The organism is Afipia sp. GW821-FHT04G03 (assembly GCF_059419985.1).
Window position 1 is genome coordinate 203,621 of record NZ_JBWKSV010000002.1, and the last position, 19,843, is coordinate 223,463.

General features: G+C 59.6%; 19 protein-coding genes and 1 tRNA gene. 10 read left to right on the plus strand and 10 right to left on the minus strand.

The window, feature by feature from the left end:
• Positions 1-38: 38 nt before the first annotated feature.
• From AC07UB_RS10215 to AC07UB_RS10225, 3 genes are read right to left on the minus strand one after another with little or no spacing between them, the layout of a single operon-like run.
• A complete protein-coding gene (locus AC07UB_RS10215; protein WP_492792743.1) occupies positions 39-767 on the minus strand; it encodes an ABC transporter permease in 729 nt (242 codons plus the stop codon).
• A gap of 52 nt (positions 768-819) precedes the next feature.
• Positions 820-1,581, minus strand: a complete 762-nt coding sequence (locus AC07UB_RS10220; RefSeq protein WP_492791569.1) for an ABC transporter ATP-binding protein — start codon at positions 1,579-1,581, stop codon at positions 820-822.
• Between the two features lie 59 nt (positions 1,582-1,640).
• A complete protein-coding gene (locus tag AC07UB_RS10225; protein ID WP_492791568.1) occupies positions 1,641-2,615 on the minus strand; it encodes an ABC transporter substrate-binding protein in 975 nt (324 codons plus the stop codon).
• Positions 2,616-3,397: 782 nt separating this feature from the next.
• On the opposite strand from AC07UB_RS10225, the gene AC07UB_RS10230 reads away from it, so the two are divergent.
• Together AC07UB_RS10230 and AC07UB_RS10235 are read left to right on the plus strand one after the other, a co-directional pair.
• On the plus strand, positions 3,398-4,291 hold the full coding sequence (locus AC07UB_RS10230) for a dihydrodipicolinate synthase family protein (protein WP_492791567.1): 894 nt from the start codon (positions 3,398-3,400) through the stop codon (positions 4,289-4,291).
• Positions 4,292-4,525: 234 nt separating this feature from the next.
• Positions 4,526-5,077 carry a cupin domain-containing protein gene (locus AC07UB_RS10235; protein WP_492791566.1) on the plus strand — a complete coding sequence of 184 codons (552 nt, stop codon included), beginning with the start codon at positions 4,526-4,528 and terminating at the stop codon, positions 5,075-5,077.
• A 208-nt stretch (positions 5,078-5,285) separates the two neighbouring features.
• Here AC07UB_RS10235 and AC07UB_RS10240 read toward each other — a convergent pair whose 3' ends face one another.
• Together AC07UB_RS10240 and AC07UB_RS10245 are read right to left on the minus strand one after the other, a co-directional pair.
• Entirely contained in the window at positions 5,286-5,747 is a 462-nt protein-coding gene (locus AC07UB_RS10240) for an SRPBCC family protein (protein WP_494655265.1), read from the minus strand.
• A 34-nt stretch (positions 5,748-5,781) separates the two neighbouring features.
• On the minus strand, positions 5,782-7,233 hold the full coding sequence (locus tag AC07UB_RS10245; RefSeq protein ID WP_494652874.1) for an aldehyde dehydrogenase family protein: 1,452 nt from the start codon (positions 7,231-7,233) through the stop codon (positions 5,782-5,784).
• A 150-nt stretch (positions 7,234-7,383) separates the two neighbouring features.
• On the opposite strand from AC07UB_RS10245, the gene AC07UB_RS10250 reads away from it, so the two are divergent.
• Positions 7,384-8,301, plus strand: a complete 918-nt coding sequence (locus AC07UB_RS10250) for an alpha/beta hydrolase (RefSeq protein WP_492791563.1) — start codon at positions 7,384-7,386, stop codon at positions 8,299-8,301.
• Positions 8,302-8,317: 16 nt separating this feature from the next.
• A complete protein-coding gene (locus tag AC07UB_RS10255) occupies positions 8,318-9,004 on the plus strand; it encodes an aspartate dehydrogenase (protein ID WP_492791562.1) in 687 nt (228 codons plus the stop codon).
• A gap of 45 nt (positions 9,005-9,049) precedes the next feature.
• On the opposite strand, the gene AC07UB_RS10260 is transcribed toward AC07UB_RS10255, so the two are convergent.
• The 3 genes from AC07UB_RS10260 to AC07UB_RS10270 all read right to left on the minus strand — a co-directional run bounded on the left by AC07UB_RS10260 (position 9,050) and on the right by AC07UB_RS10270 (position 11,942).
• The gene (locus AC07UB_RS10260; RefSeq protein WP_492791561.1) at positions 9,050-9,673 is read right to left on the minus strand and encodes a TetR/AcrR family transcriptional regulator; all 624 of its coding nucleotides are present in this window, start codon (positions 9,671-9,673) and stop codon (positions 9,050-9,052) included.
• A 913-nt stretch (positions 9,674-10,586) separates the two neighbouring features.
• Positions 10,587-10,676, minus strand: a tRNA-Ser gene (locus tag AC07UB_RS10265).
• Between the two features lie 189 nt (positions 10,677-10,865).
• Entirely contained in the window at positions 10,866-11,942 is a 1,077-nt protein-coding gene (locus tag AC07UB_RS10270; protein WP_492791560.1) for an ROK family protein, read from the minus strand.
• A 333-nt stretch (positions 11,943-12,275) separates the two neighbouring features.
• On the opposite strand from AC07UB_RS10270, the gene rplU reads away from it, so the two are divergent.
• From rplU to AC07UB_RS10285, 3 genes are all read left to right on the plus strand, one after another.
• The gene (gene rplU / locus AC07UB_RS10275) at positions 12,276-12,788 is read left to right on the plus strand and encodes a 50S ribosomal protein L21 (protein ID WP_492791559.1); all 513 of its coding nucleotides are present in this window, start codon (positions 12,276-12,278) and stop codon (positions 12,786-12,788) included.
• Between the two features lie 56 nt (positions 12,789-12,844).
• Positions 12,845-13,114, plus strand: coding sequence for a 50S ribosomal protein L27 (gene rpmA, locus AC07UB_RS10280; RefSeq protein ID WP_492791558.1), 270 nt, complete (start codon positions 12,845-12,847; stop codon positions 13,112-13,114).
• Between the two features lie 149 nt (positions 13,115-13,263).
• Complete coding sequence (locus AC07UB_RS10285; RefSeq protein ID WP_492791557.1) at positions 13,264-13,851, plus strand: GNAT family N-acetyltransferase; 588 nt, start codon at positions 13,264-13,266, stop codon at positions 13,849-13,851.
• A 9-nt stretch (positions 13,852-13,860) separates the two neighbouring features.
• On the opposite strand, the gene AC07UB_RS10290 is transcribed toward AC07UB_RS10285, so the two are convergent.
• Both AC07UB_RS10290 and AC07UB_RS10295 read right to left on the minus strand, forming a co-directional pair.
• Positions 13,861-14,787, minus strand: coding sequence for a DMT family transporter (locus AC07UB_RS10290; RefSeq protein ID WP_492791556.1), 927 nt, complete (start codon positions 14,785-14,787; stop codon positions 13,861-13,863).
• Between the two features lie 175 nt (positions 14,788-14,962).
• On the minus strand, positions 14,963-15,883 hold the full coding sequence (locus AC07UB_RS10295; RefSeq protein WP_492791555.1) for a DMT family transporter: 921 nt from the start codon (positions 15,881-15,883) through the stop codon (positions 14,963-14,965).
• A gap of 213 nt (positions 15,884-16,096) precedes the next feature.
• On the opposite strand from AC07UB_RS10295, the gene obgE reads away from it, so the two are divergent.
• The 3 genes from obgE (at position 16,097) to AC07UB_RS10310 (ending at position 19,813) form a co-directional block, all read left to right on the plus strand.
• Positions 16,097-17,170, plus strand: coding sequence for a GTPase ObgE (gene obgE / locus AC07UB_RS10300; protein WP_492791554.1), 1,074 nt, complete (start codon positions 16,097-16,099; stop codon positions 17,168-17,170).
• A 47-nt stretch (positions 17,171-17,217) separates the two neighbouring features.
• Complete coding sequence (proB, locus tag AC07UB_RS10305; RefSeq protein WP_492791553.1) at positions 17,218-18,363, plus strand: glutamate 5-kinase; 1,146 nt, start codon at positions 17,218-17,220, stop codon at positions 18,361-18,363.
• A gap of 157 nt (positions 18,364-18,520) precedes the next feature.
• Positions 18,521-19,813 (plus strand): glutamate-5-semialdehyde dehydrogenase, encoded by a 1,293-nt coding sequence (locus AC07UB_RS10310; protein WP_492791552.1) that lies wholly within the window; start codon positions 18,521-18,523, stop codon positions 19,811-19,813.
• Positions 19,814-19,843 lie beyond the last annotated feature (30 nt).

Genomic DNA, 19,843 nt, shown 5'->3' on the forward strand with positions numbered 1-19,843 from the left:
TTTCCGGTGACGGCCGCGAACGAACGTCACCGCAAGTCTTAACTCTTACGGCTGCGTTGCGAGATATGCCATGGCAACGCCCAGTTCTCGACCGCCTCGACGATGTAAAACATCACCGTACCTATGACTCCGAGGAGAAGAATGGCTGCGAATGCACGAGCACTGTTGAACGATGCCTGGCTTGTCAGGATCACGGAACCGAGCCCCTTCTCGCCCGCGACAAACTCTCCGACGATCGCGCCGATGAGTGCAAAGGAAATACCTATCTTCGCACCCGCGAACAGACTCGGCAGCGCGTTGGGAAACCGGATCTTCAACATGATGTCACGCCGCGTAGCCCGTGCCGATAGCGCGAGATCGATCATGTCGTTATCGATCGCCCGTAATCCGACAGTCGTATTAATGACGATCGGAAAGATTGCGATGATCGCGGCAATCGCGAACTTCGGAGCACTTCCCGTGCCGAGCCAAATGACAAAGAGCGGCGCTAGTGCGACCTTCGGGACCGAATTGGTCGCAACAAGCAGCGTGTAGAAAGTCTTATCCAGAAATCTCGAGGATACGATCGCCGCGGCAAGGACAATGCCCCCGACCAGCGCGATCAGAAAGCCAACCAACGTGATATACGTGGTGTAGAGCGACTGCGCCGCGAAGAACGCGGGATTGTTGATGATGTCCACGATGACAACGGAAGGCGCGGGAAGGAGAAACGCTCTGATCCCGAATAGGTGAACAGCGGCCTCCCAAAGCACGATAAGGCTGACCATCACGAGGGTGATCGTCCGCGCGTGTTCCGTCTTGCGCCAGCGGGCCCGCAGGCTAGTCGGCTTTTGCGACGCCCATTGACGCGAAGATATGGCGGATGTGTTTGACATATTTTCCGAATTCCTCGGTTTGACGGATGCTGAGCGGTCGCGGCCGCGGAATATCGATCTCGACGATCTCGGCGATACGTCCGGGGTTTCTTGCCATGACCACGACGCGATCTGCGAGATAGACAGCCTCGTCGATACCATGCGTGATGAAAATGATCGTCTTTCGGGTTTCGTACCAGAGACGCTCAAGTTCGGCGTTCAAATCGTCCCGCGTCATCGCGTCAAGCGCGCCGAACGGCTCGTCCATAAGCAGCAGTTCCGGGTTCACGATCAACGCGCGACAAATCGCGACGCGCTGGCGCATTCCGCCGGAGAGCTCCCAGGGAAAGCGGTGCGCATAGCCGTCCAAGCCATACTTGCTCAACAATTCTATCGCGCGCTGCTCGTAGTCCTCCCGCCGTAATCCCCTGAACTCCACAAGTATCAGGACATTGTCGAGGACCGTTCTCCAATCGAGCAACACATCGCGCTGAAAAACAATCGCCATGTTGTCAGGCGGCGACAACACCTTCTTATCCTGGATTGCGATCTTGCCGGCGGTGATGTCCTGAAGGCCGGCCACGCATTTCAGCAGCGTGCTCTTGCCGCAGCCGGACGGCCCGACCACGCTGATGAACTCGCCCGGCGCGATATCGATGTTGATATCCTCGAGAGCAATAATCGGATTCCCATCGACTGCGTACGTTTTATCGACGCCGTCGATCACGATGTAAGGCTTCTGAGGAATGGTCTCTCTCGCTATTCGAGGACTAATCGAGATTACACTCATGTGATCAAGTTCGTGTAGTAAGCGGACGGCTTGGTCCCGTCCTTGATCTGACCTGTCTCGACCATAAGCGCGAGCGCGTCTTTCCAGTCATCCTCGGACTGCCAGCCGATCGGCTTTCCTTTTGTACTCGGCGTATCAAGAAACTCTTGCATCAGCGCGACCTGCTTCCGGATCACCGTCAGGTTGAGCTGCTTATCAGCGCGATTTGCGAGCGTAGCCTTGGCAGCTTCATCGATGTGCTCAGGCGCCGCGAAAGTATATTCCCAGGCCTTACGCTGGCTTGCTGCGAGCCTCGTGAGGACGTCCTTCTTCTTTTGCAATGTCTGCTCGGTCGCAATGAATCCGTAGCTGGGAATTGAGAGGCCAACATCAGTCGTGAGAAACGAATGGGTCGGTCTCGTGTCGTCAACATATGCCCCGAATTCCTTGAGCGACATGAATCCGTCAACGCCACCTGCCGCATAGGTCGGAACCATCGTCACCGGCGACACCATGACGACGTTGACCTGGTCCGGTCCCTCGCCGCGCGTCAACCCGATCCGCTTAATATAAGTGTCGATGTAAGGAGCCCACATGCTGCTCGCGAAGCAGGCGAGCTTCTTGCCAGCGAGTTCTTTCGGAGTTTTGGGGCCGGTCTTGGCATCAACCAGGACGGCGAGATCGCACCTTCGAAGGAAGCCGGCGAAGGATGTGATCGGCAATCCCTGACCGCGCGCGATCGCCATCGGACCAAGTTGCACAAGTCCAACATCCACCGATCCAGCGGCGACCAGGTTGATTGTATTGAGGGTACCCGTGCCATCCTGCAGGTCCACGGCAAGGTTTGCTTCCTTGAACCACCCCTTCGCGCGCGAAAGATGCAGCGGCGCATGAACACCCCACGGAGCGAAATCCACCCGAACGGACAAGGCATCGTCCGCGAATGCTTTTCCGCCGCGCAACACCAGCGGAGCGGCGACAGCTCCACTCAAGAAAGTTCGCCGAGACAGCGAACTGCCACGCTTTGACGCACTACACTTGTTTATCGGGATAGAGTTGTTCATTTTCATATCCACCGGTTTGCAGAAGACATATAATCTAGAACTAGACTAACTAGCTAGTCAGTTTTATGTCAAACACATTCCGCCGATCATCAGGCTTGCTCCTAACTTACTGCGGCAGTCGGGCAACGCGCACGCTTGCATTGCTCATTGGCTGATCTTTGAATGCTGTGTTTCTACGCACCTGCACCAATTATTCGGCATACGTTGCTGCGCCGCAACCGTGCGTGGAAATCCGCCGCGCTTTCCCGGATTTGAGCGATTGCAGTGCGGCACCTCCCATATCCCAACTCCATATTTGCCTTGAAAACCGGGCTATGACCTCGTTGAAGTCGACGCTATTCCCATCGCGGGCACCCATCGTCAAAAAGGGGAAATGCAACGGAAAGCCGCACTCCTCCTCGTGCGGCGCGCGACATGTCGACGCGCCGGGAGGCGACATGGGATCGTCACAATGGGTTCGGGCGAACGATCACCGTTCGTGCATGGATCATCTCACAATAGGTGGCCATCGGCGATTCAGAGACGGAAACGGCCGCACTCGAGGGTCCGGCCAAGGGAGCTTTGAGCGACCGATCGCTTTCGTCATCAGGATTAATGGGATTGAAATTTGACTGACCAGTTAGTTAGTATTAGGATGCTGCAAAGGATCGCTCCGCGCATCGTCATCCGCAGGTCCGCGCGAGGCACCAGAGTGAGCGAGGAGGCACACGGTGGTTAGACGATTCAAAGGTGTTATTCCCTACTTGGTAACGCCCGTGGATGAGGATGGAAACGTATTAGGTGACGTGCTCGACCGGCTTTGTGTCGACCTGATCGAAAGCGGAGTACACGGTCTGACACCGCTGGGCAGCACAGGCGAATTTGCCTACCTCAATGACAGCCAACGCAGACGCGCTGTCGACATAACAGTATCCGCTGCGAACCGTCGCGTGCCGGTGATCGCTGGCGTTGCCGGGACATCAACGGCGCACGCTGTAGAACAAGCGAAAGCCTACCGGGCGTCCGGCGCTGACGGAATACTCGCGGTCCTGGAGACATATTTCCCGCTCAGCGACCGTGAGACAGAGGAGTACTTTCTGGCGATCGCCGACAGCACCGACCTCCCAGTCATCATCTATACCAATCCGAACTTTCAGCGCAGCAACCTAACGATCGAAGTGATTGCGCGGCTGAGCCAGCATCCCAACATCGTCGGCCTGAAGGACGCGTCAACCAACACCGGACGGCTTCTTTCCATCCGCAACCGTTGCGGCGATGCCATCGATATCTTCGCCGCGTCAGCGCACATTCCGGTCTGCGTGATGATGATCGGAGGTAAAGGCTGGTTTGCCGGCCCCGCATGCATTGTTCCGAAGCAAAGCGTCGCTCTCTACGAGCTTTGCATCCGCGAGGAATGGACCAAGGCCATGAGCCTGCAGACGCGCCTCTGGAGCATCAACGAAATGTTCGCCAAGTACAATCTTGCGGCGTGCATCAAGGTCGCCCTGCAGGAGCAGGGCTATCCGGTCGGAGACCCTATCAGGCCGCAGAGACGTTTAACCGACAGCGAGCGCGCATCGATCGCTTCTGCACTTAAGGAGATAAACGCCCGCCACGCTGCCTGATGTGCCGATCCGGAGAACAGCATTCATGGGACCCCTCAAATCCCTTGTGTTGACTATCTAGTCTGTCTAGTTTGTTGACCACTTGGTTAGTCGCTTGAGATTGGGCAAGTGGAGCGAAAGCCGACCTGAAGCGCCGTGTGCCAGGTAGCCTTTGAACGTTCACCTCGTTGCGAGCAACCGGTCTGCGCAGAGGCGAGATATCAACTCGCAAGAAAATTAACTCAGGAGACAAAAATGGGAATTGCCAGACATCCACGAGCCAAAGAACTTGAGAACATGTCTCTCGAGGAGATTAACGATCGCTACATCGCCCGTTTTAGAGATCGGAAACCTGATTGGGCGGCATTCGAGGACGCGAAAATCGAAGGGTTCAAACGGGCTCAACATCGCTTCATCGGCGCCGGAGGATCCGGCAAGCATGGTGCGAGCGGATTCATTCCCGCAGGCAACTTCACGCTCTCTATCATGTATGTCGAGCCTGGACAGGGCAACGCCGCACACACCCACGAAGTCGAAGAAGTGTTCTTCGTTCTGCAGGGCTTTCTCGATGTGTTCATTGAGGACGAGTCGGGCAAACGCATCACCACACGACTTGGTCCTTGGGAGTGCATCTCTGCACCCGCAGGCGTGATTCACGGATATGAGAATGCCAGCCTGGGACCGGTCTACTTCCAGGTGATGCTCGGACGCGGAAAACCAGAAACGATGGGATACGCGGACGATCGGCTGTTTCAGCGCCGCGCTGCGCATATCGAAGCTGGTGAGTCCGGCTCTGAGCAGGCCTGATAAGTTGTCCAAGCAATGAGGTTAGGGAGCAAGCGGATGACTTGCTCCTTTTACCTTCTGCATGACCAGGGCATCAGACAAGCGCAGCGGTTCTTCGCGTACAGGCAGCGCATGAGACTGGCACCCTACGCGTCACGCCCGCAGCTTTATCCTGCAATCATGCTCGGCGGCTCGGGAGGCAGTGACAGTTCGTGGAGAGTCTCGGCAGCTACGCTGCCGCGTGGCTTCCACTGGAAACGACAGCGCTGAATTTGGTGAAGAACTCGCTCGCGAGCTTCTTGGCCGTGGAGTCGATCAGGCGCCCGCCAAGCTGAGCCAGCTTTCCACCGATCTGCGAATCGACCTCGTAATGCAGAAGAGTCTCCTGCTCGCTGACTTCCTCGAGCCGGATGACCGCGCCGCCCTTTGCAAAGCCCGCGACTCCGCCGGATCCTTCCCCGATGATCCGATATCCGCTCGGCGGATCGAGGTCGGTTAAGGTGACTTTGCCGCCGAAGGTCGCCTTGACCGGCCCGATCTTGATAATGACTTTGGCGGTCATCTCCGTGGGCGACGTCATCTCGAGGGTTTGGCAGCCGGGAATGCATTGCCTCAAAACGTCGGGGTCATTCAGTGCGGCCCATACCGCCTGACGCGAAGCAGGAACACTTTGGCTGTCATTCATCTGCATCGATCTTATCTCCTGAGTCGGAATGCCGAGCCCATTAAGGACGAATGCCCACAAACTTGACTTGTGATAGTTCTTCCATCGCCGAGTGGACGCCCTCGCGACCAATGCCACTCTGCTTGACGCCTCCGAATGGGTACATGTCCAGCCTGAAGCGGCTCGCCTCATTGATCCAGAGCGATCCGACCTCGAAGTCGTCCGCAAAGCGGAAAGCGTTGGCGAGGGCTCGTGTAAAGACCGCTCCCTGCAGTCCGAAGTCCGAGTCATTTGCGAGTTCGAGCGCCTCATCCACTGTGTCGAATGGCGCAACCACGACGATCGGTCCGAAGACCTCTTCTTTCCACAGCCTGGCATCGCGAGGGACATCGACCAGGATGCCGGGCGAAACCTGTGCGCCCTTGCGCTGCGGAGCAAGAACGGCTCTCGCGCCTCTGTCGAGTGCGTCCTTCACCATCCCCATCACGCGTTCCGCCGCAGCTTGATGGACCATTGGACCAACGTCGGTCTTGGGATCCGAGACATCACCGACTTTGAGCGCCTCGGCAGCCTTGACGAACATCGGAAGAAACTCATCGAGTACGCTACGGTCGACGAGCACGCGCTGCGCTGAAATGCATTGCTGGCCGCTCGCCTCAAACCCTGCCGACGCAATCTTGGAGGCCGCCAGCGAAACATCAGCATCGGAGAGAACGATATTGGCAGCGTTTGATCCGAGTTCTGCCAGGAATTTGCGCGCTCCAGCGGCCCGGACGAGGTCATTTCCCGCAGCGGTACCGCCGGTAAACGAGACCGCAGCGATGTCGGGGTGAGCCACCAAGGCAAGCGCTGTGGCGCGGTCGCCCGTGACCACGTTGAACAGGCCGCTCGGCCAGCCGGCCGCTACATACATTTCGGCCAGCTTCAATGCGACGCGAGTCCCGGAGAGAGCCGGCTTTGCCACGATGCTGTTGCCGACCGCGATGGCGGGCATGACTTTTTGCAGCAGCAGATTCACGGGAGCGTTGAACGGCGTAATACCGGCAACGACTCCGTAGGGCACTCGGCGGGTCATACCGGTGAGGCCCGCTCCCGCTGCGGCCGCGTCCAGCGCCAGAACCTCGCCTTTGAGCTGCGGTACTGCGGCCGCGCATGCCTCGATAAAATCGATCCCTCGATTGACCTCAAAGCGCGCCATCCGGATCGGTTTGCCGACGTCTTCTGAAATCAGGACCGCGATCTCTTCCACCGAATCGCGCATCGCAGCCGCCGCGGCTTTCAGCCAGCCGATCCGGACGGACAAGGCGGTCTTCCGGTGTGCGAGAAAGGTCGCTCTCGCGCTTGCGACGGCCTCGGCGACGCCGTCCGCCCCTGCCTCCATGATTTGCCCGGTGACGGCATTGTCCTGGGGCCGGCGGAACTCGATGTAAGTTTTAGGCACCGGCTCGACGCCCGGAATGAAAGAAACCGCGTTGAACATCGCGCACCATACCTCTCGACACAGACTAACCATCTAGTTAGTCAAATTTCTCGAAAGTGGCAAGCCGGCGTGCGGCGCACACAAGCAGGCCCCAATTGACGATTAACCGGTTAGTTAGTGTAGTATCCCGTCCGCACGGGTGACGAAATGCCCATCGGGGCCACTTTGAGGACGCAAGGGTACATGACCTCTCACGAACAACGGCTTCCGGATATTCCCGAGGATCTTCTGGCCTTGATGCGCGACATCGGACCCAAATGGAGTACGAACGTAGCAGGGCATGTCGACCTGATGATCCAGCGTTTTTCCGAGGTATTGAAGGGCAGTCCGCGCGCTGGAGTGGTCGAACACCGGGACATCCCTTACGGCGATCATGAGCGTCAGGTCGTTGATGTCTTCATACCCGAAAATGTGCCGTCGCCGCCGGTAGTGGTATTTGTTCACGGCGGCGCCTTCGTGAGCGGTCACCGCAACCGCAGCTCTCAGATATATTCAAACGTTCTTATCTATCTCGCACGGCACGGCATCGCCGGAGTTAACGTCGGATATCGCCTTGCAAACGACACCAAGTATCCTGGCGCGACCGAGGATATCGCTCGGGTGATCTCGTGGATGAGCGCGTCGGCATCCCGCTATGGCTGGAATGCCGACAAAACCTTCCTGATGTCGCACTCGGCAGGAGGAGCTCACGCCGGGAGCTATGGATATGATCCGCAGTTTCGGTCTTCTGAGCGCGCGGATCTGGCGGGCTTAATCTTTATCAGCGGAAGGGTGCGGGCGGACAATCTTCCGGAAAACCCGAACGCCAGGAAGGTGGAACAGTACTACGGGACGGATTCTTCGAAGTACGAGGATTATTCCGCGGTCGCGCACATCGATGCCAAGAGTTTACCCACCTTCGTCGCATGGGCGGAATTCGAAAATCCACTTGTGGACGTCTATTGTGCGGAGCTGGTTTATCGACTGGCGAACGCCAAACGGAAAGCTCCGCCGTCAATGTGGCTGCCCGGTCACAATCATACGTCGGCGATCGCCCATATCGGAACGTCGGATGAGCGCCTTGGTCAGGCGATCGTCGATTTCGTACATAACCCACGATAGAAACGGATTGCTCAACATGAAGATTGCACTGATCGGCAACGGTGCCATCGGAAACTGGCTTTCGCACCGGCTTGATCCGAAGCCTCACATCGTCAGGCGCGGCGATAGTTTGCCGAGCGCGGACGTCGTCGTCGAGGCTGCGGGTCATGACGCTTTGAAGCAATACGGAGTTGCCGCGCTGGAGCAAGGTAGCGATCTGGTAATCGTATCGATAGGCGCGCTCGCTCACGACGATCTATGGCGAGACCTCCAGGCCGCAGCGAAGCGCAGCAAAATTTTCCTGCCGGCGGGAGCTGTTGCGGGAATCGACGCGCTCTCCGCGGCGCGGCGTGGAGGATTGGACGAAGTCCGCTATTCAGCGCGGAAGCCGCCAGCAAGTTTGTCGCAAGAACTCGCTACGGACAGAGAGACGGTGGTGTTCGAAGGGAATGCACGCGAAGCCGCATTGAAGTTTCCAAAGAACGCGAATGTAGCAGCCACAATCGCGCTGGCGGGAATTGGCTTCGACGCGACGCGTGTGCGTATCGTCGCCGATCCCAAGGTCACCGAGAACGTTCATGAATTGGAGGTGCGGGGCGCGTTCGGTTCATACACCATGAGCATCTCCGGACGCCCGCTTCCGAGCAATCCGAAAACCTCGAGCCTTTCTGCGATGAGCGTACTTCGCTGCATCGAAAACAGGCAGTCGGCAATCGTCATCTGATCGGAGGTTGAAGATCGATGATCGTACCGGATGAGCGGAGATCGCTTACTTCTTCCGCCGGGCGCCCTCGCGAAGGTAACCCACAATCAGATCTTCAATATGCAATATCCGCATGTTCTTATCAGTCTCTGTCGATAATTTACGGTCGAGAAGATAGGCCAAAGTGTATCTGTTCGACAGATAATGATAGGCCAAGGCAGAGATCGAAATGTACAATTCGACCGGATCGACTCCGGCTCTGAAATCTCCGGTCTTCTCGCCTTGCTTCAAAAGCTGCGAAAGTTTTTCAAGCAGGCCGGAGTAGCCTTCTTTGGTCAGCTTCGATTTTCGCAGATGCCGACCGCGATGGAGATTTTCGGAATTGAGAAGCCCGATGAATGCGGAGGATTTTTCCCAGTACTCGAAGGTGGAGCGCACAAGCTGGCGGATACCGTCGGCCGGCGAGGCTGCATCGATCGACCAGGTGCTGTGATAATCGTGCATTCCCTGATAGGCCGCCTCGAGTACCGCGATGAAAAGCCGCTCCTTGCTGCCAAAGTAGTGGTAGATCAAATTCTTGCTGACCTTGGCCAGGCGCATGATGTCATCCACCCTGGCGCCGTCGTAGCCTTTGGCCGAAAATTCCTGGGTCGCAACGTTCAAGATTCTTTGCCGCGTATCGGTACCCACGGCTGCGCGCCTTCGGGCCGGCGGGCGGGCGCTCCGGGTAGGGGGCGTGCGGGGCTTGGCCGATTGCTCATTGCTCGACCGACTGCGCGCAGTCGATCTATCCTTGCTCATATCCATGCTTTCCGCTTTCGCGCTGATACAGTCCGCTGCTCGAACCGCAAGGTAATACCCATCAACGTCGTTCGGCAATAACAGGTGACACGATTTGACGATGTCGCTCCTTCGGCTCTCCAATTGGAGCCCATTCCGAAGGCACTTGGGGCGCGCTCATCCGAGAGCTGCTCCAGAGGGAGAGCCGAGGATAATACAAATAGTTAACTAACCAGTCAAACAATCGCCATCGTGAGCGCGGCAGCGGGACTCGCTTCGACACCAGTGAAAATCAGGAACAACAGGTCATCATTTGAAGAGTCCAGCCGCGCCGGGCGATATCGCCGACATGCTCAGGAACGTCTATCGGCTTTAGAACTCATCGAAGGAACTGACCAAGCCACCATCGATCATGTGTTCGCTGTCACGATGCTCGGCTTCAATGAACCGCAGAAAGATCCAGTGACTTGCCTGAAGCGATCGCGAATGGTTCGAATGATCGCGAACCGTCCAAGCGTGGGTGACGCTTTCCGCAGACGATTGTTAGTCGCGGTTCATCGCATCAAAGATTCGGCGAGGTCGAAGCCGAGCCGCACAGTCCGGCACCAGCCATTGGCGAACATGATCGAGTGCTGCAAGGAGGTGCAGACCTCATCGGCTCACGGCATCACAGCGATTTGCTACGACCCGCTTCCGCAGTGAAGGACAAGTGTTCACGTTCGTGCGCGAGCGATCGCGTCCATTCGCGGTGATCCACAAATTCCATGGGCGGATTTGAATTACTGAAATTTATTCTTCAAAATCAAAGATATGCTTTGAGATTTGGCGGAGAGGGAGGGATTCGAACCCCCGATAGGCTTGCACCTATGCCGCATTTCGAGTGCGGTGCATTCGACCACTCTGCCACCTCTCCGGTACCAAAGCGGCGGTTTCCCGCCGGGTCGCGGGCGAGTTCTATGCGAGGACGCTCGCCCAGACAAGCGCTGACGGGCTTTTCGGGATCAGGAATGCCGGGATCGGGGCCATCCCGTAGGGTGCAGCTGGCAATATCGCAGATGATCTCCACCCGCCGCAGCCGCAGTCGGGAATAGGCGAGACCCGCCTAGCCTTTCTTCTTCTCCTTGGGACTGCGCATGGTGAAGCGCGCATTGCCCAGTCCGGTTCCGATAGTAAGGATTCCCCAGCGTTTGTAGTCCTGCATAAAGGGGATTTCGCTCAGGCCCTGCACCACCCCGTCGTTATGCATCAGCACCGCGGTGTCGTGATCGCGAATGGTCGGGATCGCTTCGATCAGACTGGCCGGCAAGTTGAATTTGCTGCTTTCCCAGTTGCCCGGCAGATTCTGCGCGCCCTTTTCGATGGAGCCATCGGAATCGATCGCGCCCGGACACGATACTCCAATAAAAGGCGCGAGCTTGAAGCCTTCCGCTTCGGCTTCCTTGAGCAGTCCTTTCAGCATTCCAGCGAGCTTTTTCACGGCACCTTCACGGGTCGGCTCGTCATCGGCGTGACGCCAGAGTTCGGACTTCCAGACGGACGCTTTTGACAGGTCCGGCGTCTTCTTCTGCCGTGTCTCCACCACACCACAACGGATGTTAGTGCCACCGATGTCGACGGCCAGCAGGCTGTCGTGACCCTCGAAAATCCACGACGGCGCGAGATGCGCGCAGCCGATCAATGCCGCCTCATCAGGATGAAAACGGATCGGGATCAGGCTGGCCTTATGGCCCTCCGCTTTCAGAATGATGCCGGCGCGCGCGATGGCCAGTTCACCGATCCGGCTCTGCCGAAAACCGCCGCCGACAATGATCGCCTCGGTTTTGTCCCACGCCTTCGTCTTGAGAAACCGAGCCGTGACGTAGGCCAGTTCCTGGGCGAATTCCTCGATGGCGCTGTGAACCAGGGCTGCCGCCTCGGCATCGTCGCCGCCTAGGATCTCGTCGAGCTGCTTCTTGCTGATATCTTCCGACGCCCTGCCGCCGAATGGGTCGTCGCCGTTTTTCTTGAGCGGTTTCCGCCACTTATCGAGAATGTTCTGAAACGCGCCCTTGCTGGCGCGGTCGCCCAGAAAACCGTCCTCGTCCTTGATCTCGATATTGTAGCTGTCGATATCGACCGACGGCAGGCGCGCCGCCCCGTGATTGCCAATGCCGGCGGTTGTCAGTGTGTCTTCAGCCATGTTCTGGTTGCCCCTGTAATTGCCGGGTATAACGGCAGGGGAACCGGATTGTTTCGCGGTCGGAGCGCCGCACCGTGCGGTCTCCCCCTAAAACCAGCAGAATCGGCCCAAATGGCTTATAAAGCGCTTGTTTTTGGGCCGCTTTTTCTTGACTCGCCGCTCGCCCCGGCTATAACACCCGCAACCCGGCGCGGGATTTCTCGCGCCGTTTGTTTTTGCGCAGCTCTGGCCAACGAGTCGTGGCGGCGCAGACAATTGAACCCATAGCGACTGAATAAGAAGCCGGCCCGGATTTCATCCGAGCGCCGGGATCGAACACGAAGGAAAAAAACGATGTTCGCAGTCATCAAAACGGGCGGCCGGCAGTTCCGGGTCGTTCCAAATGATGTGCTCGAGATTGGCAAGATCGCCGGCGATGTCGGAACGATCGTGCAGCTTGGCGAAGTAATGGTGGTTGGCGGAGACACGCCGGTCCTCGGATTCCCGTTTGTTTCGGGTGCGTCCGTGGCCGCCGAAGTGCTCGACCACAAGCGCGGCCCGAAGGTGATTTCCTTCAAGAAGCGCCGCCGCAAGAATTCGAAGCGCAAGCGTGGCTATCGCGACGAGATCACGGTGATCCGCGTCACCGAGATTTTGACCGACGGCAAGTCCCCGACCGTGGGGCCGCGCCCGAAGAAGGAAAAGAAGGTCGAGGCCGCGCCGGTTGACGGTGACGAGGCACCGGCCAAGGTCGCTAAAAAGGCTCCAGCCAAGAAGGCAGCTGCGAAAGCGCCAGCCAAGGCCGCTGCCAAGCCGAAGACCGCAGCCAAAAAGGCCGCGCCGAAGGCAAAGAGCGACAAAAAGTGAAATGATTCCGTCAAGGAATCGGCCTATACACTGAAGACAAGTTTGGAGACGGAGCCATGGCTCACAAAAAAGCAGGCGGTTCATCGCGCAACGGACGCGACTCGGCAGGCAAGCGCCTTGGGGTCAAGGCGTTCGGCGGCGAGCACGTGATTCCGGGCAACATCATTGCGCGTCAGCGCGGCACGACTTGGCATCCCGGCCTTAACGTCGGCATGGGTACGGATCACACCCTGTTCGCCAAGGTCGAAGGCAAAGTCGAATTCCGCGCCAAAGCCAACGGCCGCACCTTCGTCTCGGTTATTCCGACGGCGGAAGCGGCTGAATAAAACGGTAGACACATCGCGTCTGCCGGGTCTCGTTGAACCGGCAGGGCACTGGAAGGCTCGAAGGGGAGACGGGTAACCGGCCTCCCCTTTTGTTTTGCGCGTTCGCCGCCCGGGAAAGACCCGACAGCGGGACGCATCAGGAGCCATCCATGTTGCAGGAAACCCCAACCCTGACGCCATACGAGCTGAGAGCTGTCGTCCTCGAGACCGAGCGGCTGGTTCTTCGCCAACCGACACTCGCGGACGTTAAAGCCATTGCGCGTGTCGTTGGCGACAAGCGCGTGTCGATCAATTTACGCCGCGTCCCCCATCCCTATTCGGCCGACGATGCGATCAGCTTTGTGACCACCATCGCCGCCACTATCGATACCGTATTTCTGGTCGAGCACGAGCGTGCCGCGGTCGGGCTTGTCGGCGTGAGCTGGGAAAACGAAAACGCGCCCGAGCTCGGCTATTGTTTCGGCGTCGATCACTGGGGCAAAGGCTACGCGACAGAAGCCGCGCGTGCCGTCATCGATTATGCGTTCGAGGAATTCGCCATCGACCAGTTGCTGGCCGGCGCGCGGGTGTTGAACCCGGCATCACGCCACGTGCTGGAGAAGTGCGGCTTCCAGTGGACCGGCGTTGAACTGCACCGGTTTCTCGCGCTCGGATCATCGACCCCTGTCGATCGCTTCAAGCTGGAGCGCAGCGTGTGGGCGTCGCTGAGAAGCTGGAGCAACTCGACGCGGCGGTAAAATGGTCGATCAGACCACCGTCGGCGGATTGGGCTCCGGCTCGCGATGCATCACCGTGCGCTCGCGCAGGAAGATATAGATTCCCGCGCAGGCCACGATCCCCGCTCCTATCATGGTGTTCGGTGACGGAACGTCGCCGAACGCCAGAAACCCGAGCACGATGGCCCAGACGATCATCGTGTATTGAAACGGCGCAACCACGCTGGCGGGCGCCAGAATCAGCGACCGGTTGAGGCACAGCACGGCGGCGACATTGACCATGCCGCTGAGCAGCAGAAGCAGAACAAGGATCCATGTCGGCGGTACGAACAGGAACGCCGACACGATCCCTCCGAACACAAACGATCCGACCACCTGCGTCGTCGCCAGAAAGATGTTCGAAGTGCCCCGCACGTAACGGGTGACGATCATGAAAATCGACTGACACAGGCATCCAGCGAGCGCGATCAGCGCTGGCCAGGAAATGGTTGCGCCGGTCGGGCGCAGCGCAATGAGAACACCGATGAAGCCGACAATGACAGCGGTCCAGCGGCGCCAGCCGACCTGCTCGCGCAGAAAAATCGCCGAGAACGCGGTGACGAAGATCGGCGCCGCCAGATAGCAGGTCGTGGCATCTGCCAGCGGAATGTATTTGATCGCGGTGAAGAACAGCATTCCGTCGGAAACCGACAGCACCATGCGCAGCACCTGCAATCCGGGCCGCGGCACGTTGCGAGCGGCGGCGAAGTTGTCCCGCGCCAGAAACGGCAACAGCGTCGCAATCGCGCCGAAGCCCCGGATGAAGAACAGTTGCGCCGGCGGATAGGCCACCACCATCATCTTGCTGAAGACGTTGACCAGCGAAAAGATCGTCATCGCCGCCAGCATGAAAAGGATGCCGGAGAGCGCTGACGAGAGCGGCGTCGTGCGGCGCAATGATTTGAACGGACGATTCATCGGCAACAGGCTGGCGCGGAAAATGGCGGGATGAAACTTGTTTGAAACAGAAAACGTGCGCGTCGAATCGGCCGGACTTGACGCGATCGATCCTGCTTAGAAAGCAACAGATCACCGCGCAACCGCCAGAAACGCAGGCCATTTCGGGCGGCCATGCTTATCGCCAGGCGATGCTTCAGCCCGGCGGAGGCACCACCACCGGCTCGTCGCGCACCAGATCCCGCTCGCGCAGGAAGATGTAGAGACCGGCGACGATGATCACCGCCGCACCCGCAAGCATCGCCGCCGACGGGATGTCGCCGAAGACCACGTAGCCGAAGATCACGGCCCAGATAATCATGGTGTACTGGTACGGCACGACCACGCTCGCAGGCGCGAGCTTGAGCGAGCGGTTGACGCAGAGCGCGGCCGCGATGGAAATGCAACCGGCCAGCGCGAAAAGACCAAGATCGGGCAGTGGAGGCGTTATCCAGCCGAACGGCGCGACGATCAGACCGAACAGCAACGTCCCTGCGAATTGGGCGGACGTCAGCACGATGTCCGGCGTCCCCCGCAATGAGCGCGTGATGATCATGAGGGCTGCAAACGACGCGCTGCCGGCCAGCGCGATCATCGCCGGCCAGCTTATGGCCTGCGTGGACGGCCGCAGCGCGATCATGACGCCGATGAAGCCGACGATGATGGCGCTCCAGCGCCGCCAGCCGACATGTTCGCCCAGGAAGAGCGCGGACGCCGCCGTCACGAAAATCGGCGCGGCGAGGTAATAGGTGATGACATCCGCAAGCGGCAGGTAAACCGAAGCTGCGAAGAACGCCGCGACCTCCAGCGTCGAGAGCGCAACCCGGATCACTTGTAGACCCGGCCTTTGAATGGTCCGCAGCGCTGCGCGCTGACGCCAGATTGCAGGCGACATCACGATGAGACTTGCTGCGGCGCGCAGCAACAGCAGCTGCCCCACCGAATAGGTTGCAACGATGTATTTCCCCAGCGCATCGCCGAACGAGAACATCCAGACCGCCAGCAGCATCAGCGCGATGCCGGCGAGTGCGGCCGAGCGGTTGCCAGCGTCGGCGGAGATTTTTGCGAGCAGGGTCATGGGAGGTCGCCGGATAACGTTAATTCGACAAAATGTATGCCGAGAACGTCGTTTAGAAGGTGCCCGACGGTTCGGCAACCGCCGCAAATGCAGCCTTTCTGGCGTTATTGCGCATGAATGGGTTGCCGCTCCGGGACCTATGGCGCATATATCCGAGACGCGACAAGCCGCAAAAAGCCTGACTTTTGCCGATCGCGGCACAATGGAAAACCGATGAAATTTCTCGACGAAGCCAAGGTCTATATCCGCTCCGGCGACGGCGGAAACGGCTGCGTGGCATTTCGCCGCGAAAAATTCATCGAGTTCGGCGGACCGTCAGGCGGCAACGGCGGACGCGGCGGCGACATCATCATCGAAGTTGCCGACGGCCTCAACACGCTGATCGATTATCGCTATCAGCAGCACTTCAAGGCGCCGAAGGGCGTCAACGGCATGGGCTCGGACCGCCATGGCGCCAATGGCAAGCATATCGTGATGAAGGTGCCCCTCGGCACCCAGATTTTCGACGAGGACCGCGAGACGCTGATCCACGACTTCACCGAAGTCGGCGAGAAATTCGTGCTTGCGACCGGCGGCAATGGCGGCTTCGGCAACGCACATTTCAAGACCTCGACCAACCGCGCGCCGCGCAACGCCAATCCCGGTCAGCCTGGCGAGGAGCGCTGGATCTGGCTGCGGCTGAAATTGATCGCCGACGCTGGTCTCGTCGGATTGCCGAATGCCGGCAAGTCCACATTCCTGTCGGTCGTCAGCGCGGCGAAACCGAAGATCGCGGATTATCCGTTCACGACATTGCATCCGCAGCTCGGCGTCGTCGGCATCGACGGACGCGAATTCGTGCTGGCCGACATTCCCGGATTGATTGAAGGCGCTCATGAAGGCGCGGGTCTTGGCGACCGTTTTCTTGGGCACGTGGAGCGCTGCCGCGTGCTGCTGCATCTGGTAGACGCGACTTGCGAGCACGCCGGCAAGGCCTACAAGACCGTGCGCACCGAACTCGAGGCCTACGCTGACACGCTTGCCAACAAGATCGAGATCGTGGCGCTCAACAAGATAGACGCGGTTTCGCCGGAAGATCTCAAGGAGCAGAAAGCCCGGCTGAAGCGTGCGGCGAAGAAAACGCCGCTGCTGTTGTCGGGCGTGTCGCGCGAAGGCGTGCCGGAAGCATTGCGCGCACTGGTCGCGCTGATCGACGAAGCGCCGGTGTCAGCGAAGGCCAAGAGAGCCACCGAAAGTGTGATCGAAGCGGAGCCGGAGCCGGCAGGCTGGACGCCGCTCGGCCGCTGACGCACGTGCCTCCAATTCAAGTTATGCCCTCCAGACACTGATTTCCGATGTCGAACCCGAAGCTCAAGAATTTCCGCCGCATCGTTGTGAAGGTCGGATCGTCGCTGCTGATCGATGCCACCGCCGGCGAAGTGCGCGCGCACTGGCTTGCCGCACTCGCTGCCGACATCGCTAGACTCCACCGGGACGGGAAGGATGTACTGGTTGTGTCATCCGGCTCGATCGCGCTCGGACGCAGCCGCCTGAAACTTGCAACAGGCGCGCTCAAGCTTGAAGAGAGCCAGGCTGCCGCTGCCGTCGGCCAGATCGAACTGGCGCGGATCTGGTCGGAGGTGCTCGGGGCGCACGGCATCGGCGCGGGACAGATTCTCGTGACCTTGCAGGACACCGAGGAGCGGCGGCGTTATCTCAACGCACGCTCCACCATCACCAAGCTGCTCGAATGGCGCGCGGTGCCGGTCATCAACGAGAACGACACCGTCGCCACCAATGAAATCCGCTACGGCGACAATGACCGCCTCGCGGCGCGCGTCGCCACCATGACCAGCGCGGACCTGCTCATCCTGCTGTCCGACATCGACGGACTTTACACCGCGCCGCCTTCCGCCAATCCGAACGCAAAGCTCATTCCGGTCGTCGAATCCATCACCGCCGACGTCGAAGCGATGGCGGGCGCCGCCGAGTCCGAATTGTCGCGTGGCGGAATGCGCACCAAGATCGAGGCCGCGAAAATCGCGACCAGCGCCGGCACGCACATGCTGATTGCGTCGGGCAAGATCGAGCATCCGTTGCAGGCCATCGCCGATGGCGGACCATGCACATGGTTTCTGACGCCAGCCAATCCGGTCACCGCGCGCAAACGCTGGATCGCCGGATCGCTGGAGCCGAAGGGCACGCTCACCATCGACGCGGGCGCCGTCGCCGCGCTCCGCGCCGGCAAGAGCCTGCTGCCCGCTGGCGTGATCCGGGTGGACGGCCAGTTCGCCCGCGGCGACGCCGTGGTGGTGCGCGGACCGGACACCCACGAAATCGGACGCGGCCTCGTGGCCTATGACGCGGAGAACGCCGAACTGATCAAGGGACGCTCGTCTTCTGACGCGGCGCAGATCCTCGGCATCAGCGGACGGGCGGAAATGATCCATCGCGACGACCTGGTGGTCGGCGGCCCGCGCGGCACCGACAGCGCGAAATAGCGCGAGCGGCAAAGCCCAATTCAGCCAATGGCCTGGCGGCGAGCCGGGTAAGCCATTGGCCCATCTCGCCGGTCTGCCATGTTCCCGACACCTCGCCGGCCCGAAATATCTGTGCTACAGCATGGTCTTAGAGAAATTCGACACCAGATAGACCGATATGTCCGCTCCGCTCAAAGCTCTCGATAGCGCGACCGACCTGACCGCGCTGATGACCGGCCTTGGCGCTGGCGCAAAACGCGCTGCGCGCGTGCTGGCGCTCGCGTCGAGCACGCAAAAGGACGCCGCGCTCACCGCCATGGCCGCCGCGATCCGCGCCAGTGCGAAAGCGATTCTTGCGGCCAATGCCGAGGACGTCGCCGAAGCCAAAGCCAACGGATCGAGCAGCGCGTTTGTCGATCGTCTCGCGCTGAACGAACAACGCATCAATGCAATGGCTGACGGCATCGACGTGGTGCGCGGCATTCCCGATCCCGTCGGCATTGTCACCGAAACCTGGACGCGCCCCAACGGCATGACCATCGAGCGCGTTCGTGTGCCGCTCGGCGTCGTCGGTGTGATCTTCGAGAGTCGCCCCAACGTCGCGGCCGATGCCGGCGCGCTGTGTTTGAAATCCGGCAATGCCGTGATCCTGCGCGGCGGCTCGGACAGTTTCCGCTCCTGCCGCGCAATCCATCAGTGCCTCATCGAAGGCTTGCGCAAGGCAGGCCTGCCTGAAGAATCCATTTCACTGGTGCCGACCCGCGATCGCGCCGCCGTCGGTATGATGCTGTCGGGTCTCGATGGCGCAATCGACGTGATCGTGCCGCGCGGCGGCAAGAACCTCGTCGCCCGCGTGCAGGATGAAGCGCGCGTGCCGGTGTTCGCGCATCTCGAAGGCGTCAACCACGTCTATGTCGACAAGGCCGCCTCGCTCGACATGGCGAAAACGATTGTTCTGAACGCAAAGATGCGGCGTCCCGGCGTCTGCGGCGCGGCCGAAACGCTGCTGATCGACAAGGCGGTTGCCGATACGCAGCTCAAGCCGCTGGTGACGATGCTGCTGGATTCCGGCTGCGAGGTGCGCGGCGGCGACGATATCCGCCGTGCCGATGCGCGCGTAACGCCCGTGTCCGAAGACGACTGGGCCACCGAGTACGAGGACGCGATCATCTCGGCGAAGCTGGTGGACGGCGTCGATGACGCACTGGCGCATATCGCACGCTATGGCTCGCACCACACCGACGCCATCGTGACCGAGGATGCGAAGACCGCGCAAAAATTTCTCAACGAAGTGGACTCCGCCATCGTGCTGCATAACGCCTCGACGCAGTTCGCCGACGGCGGCGAGTTCGGCTTCGGCGCGGAAATCGGTATCGCCACCGGAAAATTCCACGCCCGTGGCCCGGTCGGCGCCGAACAACTGACCAGTTTCAAATATCGCGTGCACGGCACAGGCCAAACGCGCCCGTGAGCGACGCGCCCGATAGCCAGGAAAACGACG

Excerpts from the sequence above, each read along its gene's own strand:
- AC07UB_RS10215 (WP_492792743.1), bottom strand. The coding sequence starts at position 767 with ATGGTCAGCCTTATCGTGCTTTGGGAGGCCGCTGTTCACCTATTCGGG.
- AC07UB_RS10240 (WP_494655265.1), bottom strand. The coding sequence starts at position 5,747 with ATGCAGATGAATGACAGCCAAAGTGTTCCTGCTTCGCGTCAGGCGGTA.
- AC07UB_RS10290 (WP_492791556.1), bottom strand. The coding sequence starts at position 14,787 with ATGAATCGTCCGTTCAAATCATTGCGCCGCACGACGCCGCTCTCGTCA.
- AC07UB_RS10250 (WP_492791563.1), top strand. The coding sequence starts at position 7,384 with ATGACCTCTCACGAACAACGGCTTCCGGATATTCCCGAGGATCTTCTG.
- AC07UB_RS10270 (WP_492791560.1), bottom strand. The coding sequence starts at position 11,942 with ATGGCTGAAGACACACTGACAACCGCCGGCATTGGCAATCACGGGGCG.
- AC07UB_RS10295 (WP_492791555.1), bottom strand. The coding sequence starts at position 15,883 with ATGACCCTGCTCGCAAAAATCTCCGCCGACGCTGGCAACCGCTCGGCC.
- rplU (WP_492791559.1), top strand. The coding sequence starts at position 12,276 with ATGTTCGCAGTCATCAAAACGGGCGGCCGGCAGTTCCGGGTCGTTCCA.
- AC07UB_RS10255 (WP_492791562.1), top strand. The coding sequence starts at position 8,318 with ATGAAGATTGCACTGATCGGCAACGGTGCCATCGGAAACTGGCTTTCG.
- AC07UB_RS10310 (WP_492791552.1), top strand. The coding sequence starts at position 18,521 with ATGTCCGCTCCGCTCAAAGCTCTCGATAGCGCGACCGACCTGACCGCG.
- proB (WP_492791553.1), top strand. The coding sequence starts at position 17,218 with ATGTCGAACCCGAAGCTCAAGAATTTCCGCCGCATCGTTGTGAAGGTC.
- AC07UB_RS10245 (WP_494652874.1), bottom strand. The coding sequence starts at position 7,233 with ATGGTTAGTCTGTGTCGAGAGGTATGGTGCGCGATGTTCAACGCGGTT.
- AC07UB_RS10235 (WP_492791566.1), top strand. The coding sequence starts at position 4,526 with ATGGGAATTGCCAGACATCCACGAGCCAAAGAACTTGAGAACATGTCT.
- rpmA (WP_492791558.1), top strand. The coding sequence starts at position 12,845 with ATGGCTCACAAAAAAGCAGGCGGTTCATCGCGCAACGGACGCGACTCG.
- AC07UB_RS10285 (WP_492791557.1), top strand. The coding sequence starts at position 13,264 with ATGTTGCAGGAAACCCCAACCCTGACGCCATACGAGCTGAGAGCTGTC.
- obgE (WP_492791554.1), top strand. The coding sequence starts at position 16,097 with ATGAAATTTCTCGACGAAGCCAAGGTCTATATCCGCTCCGGCGACGGC.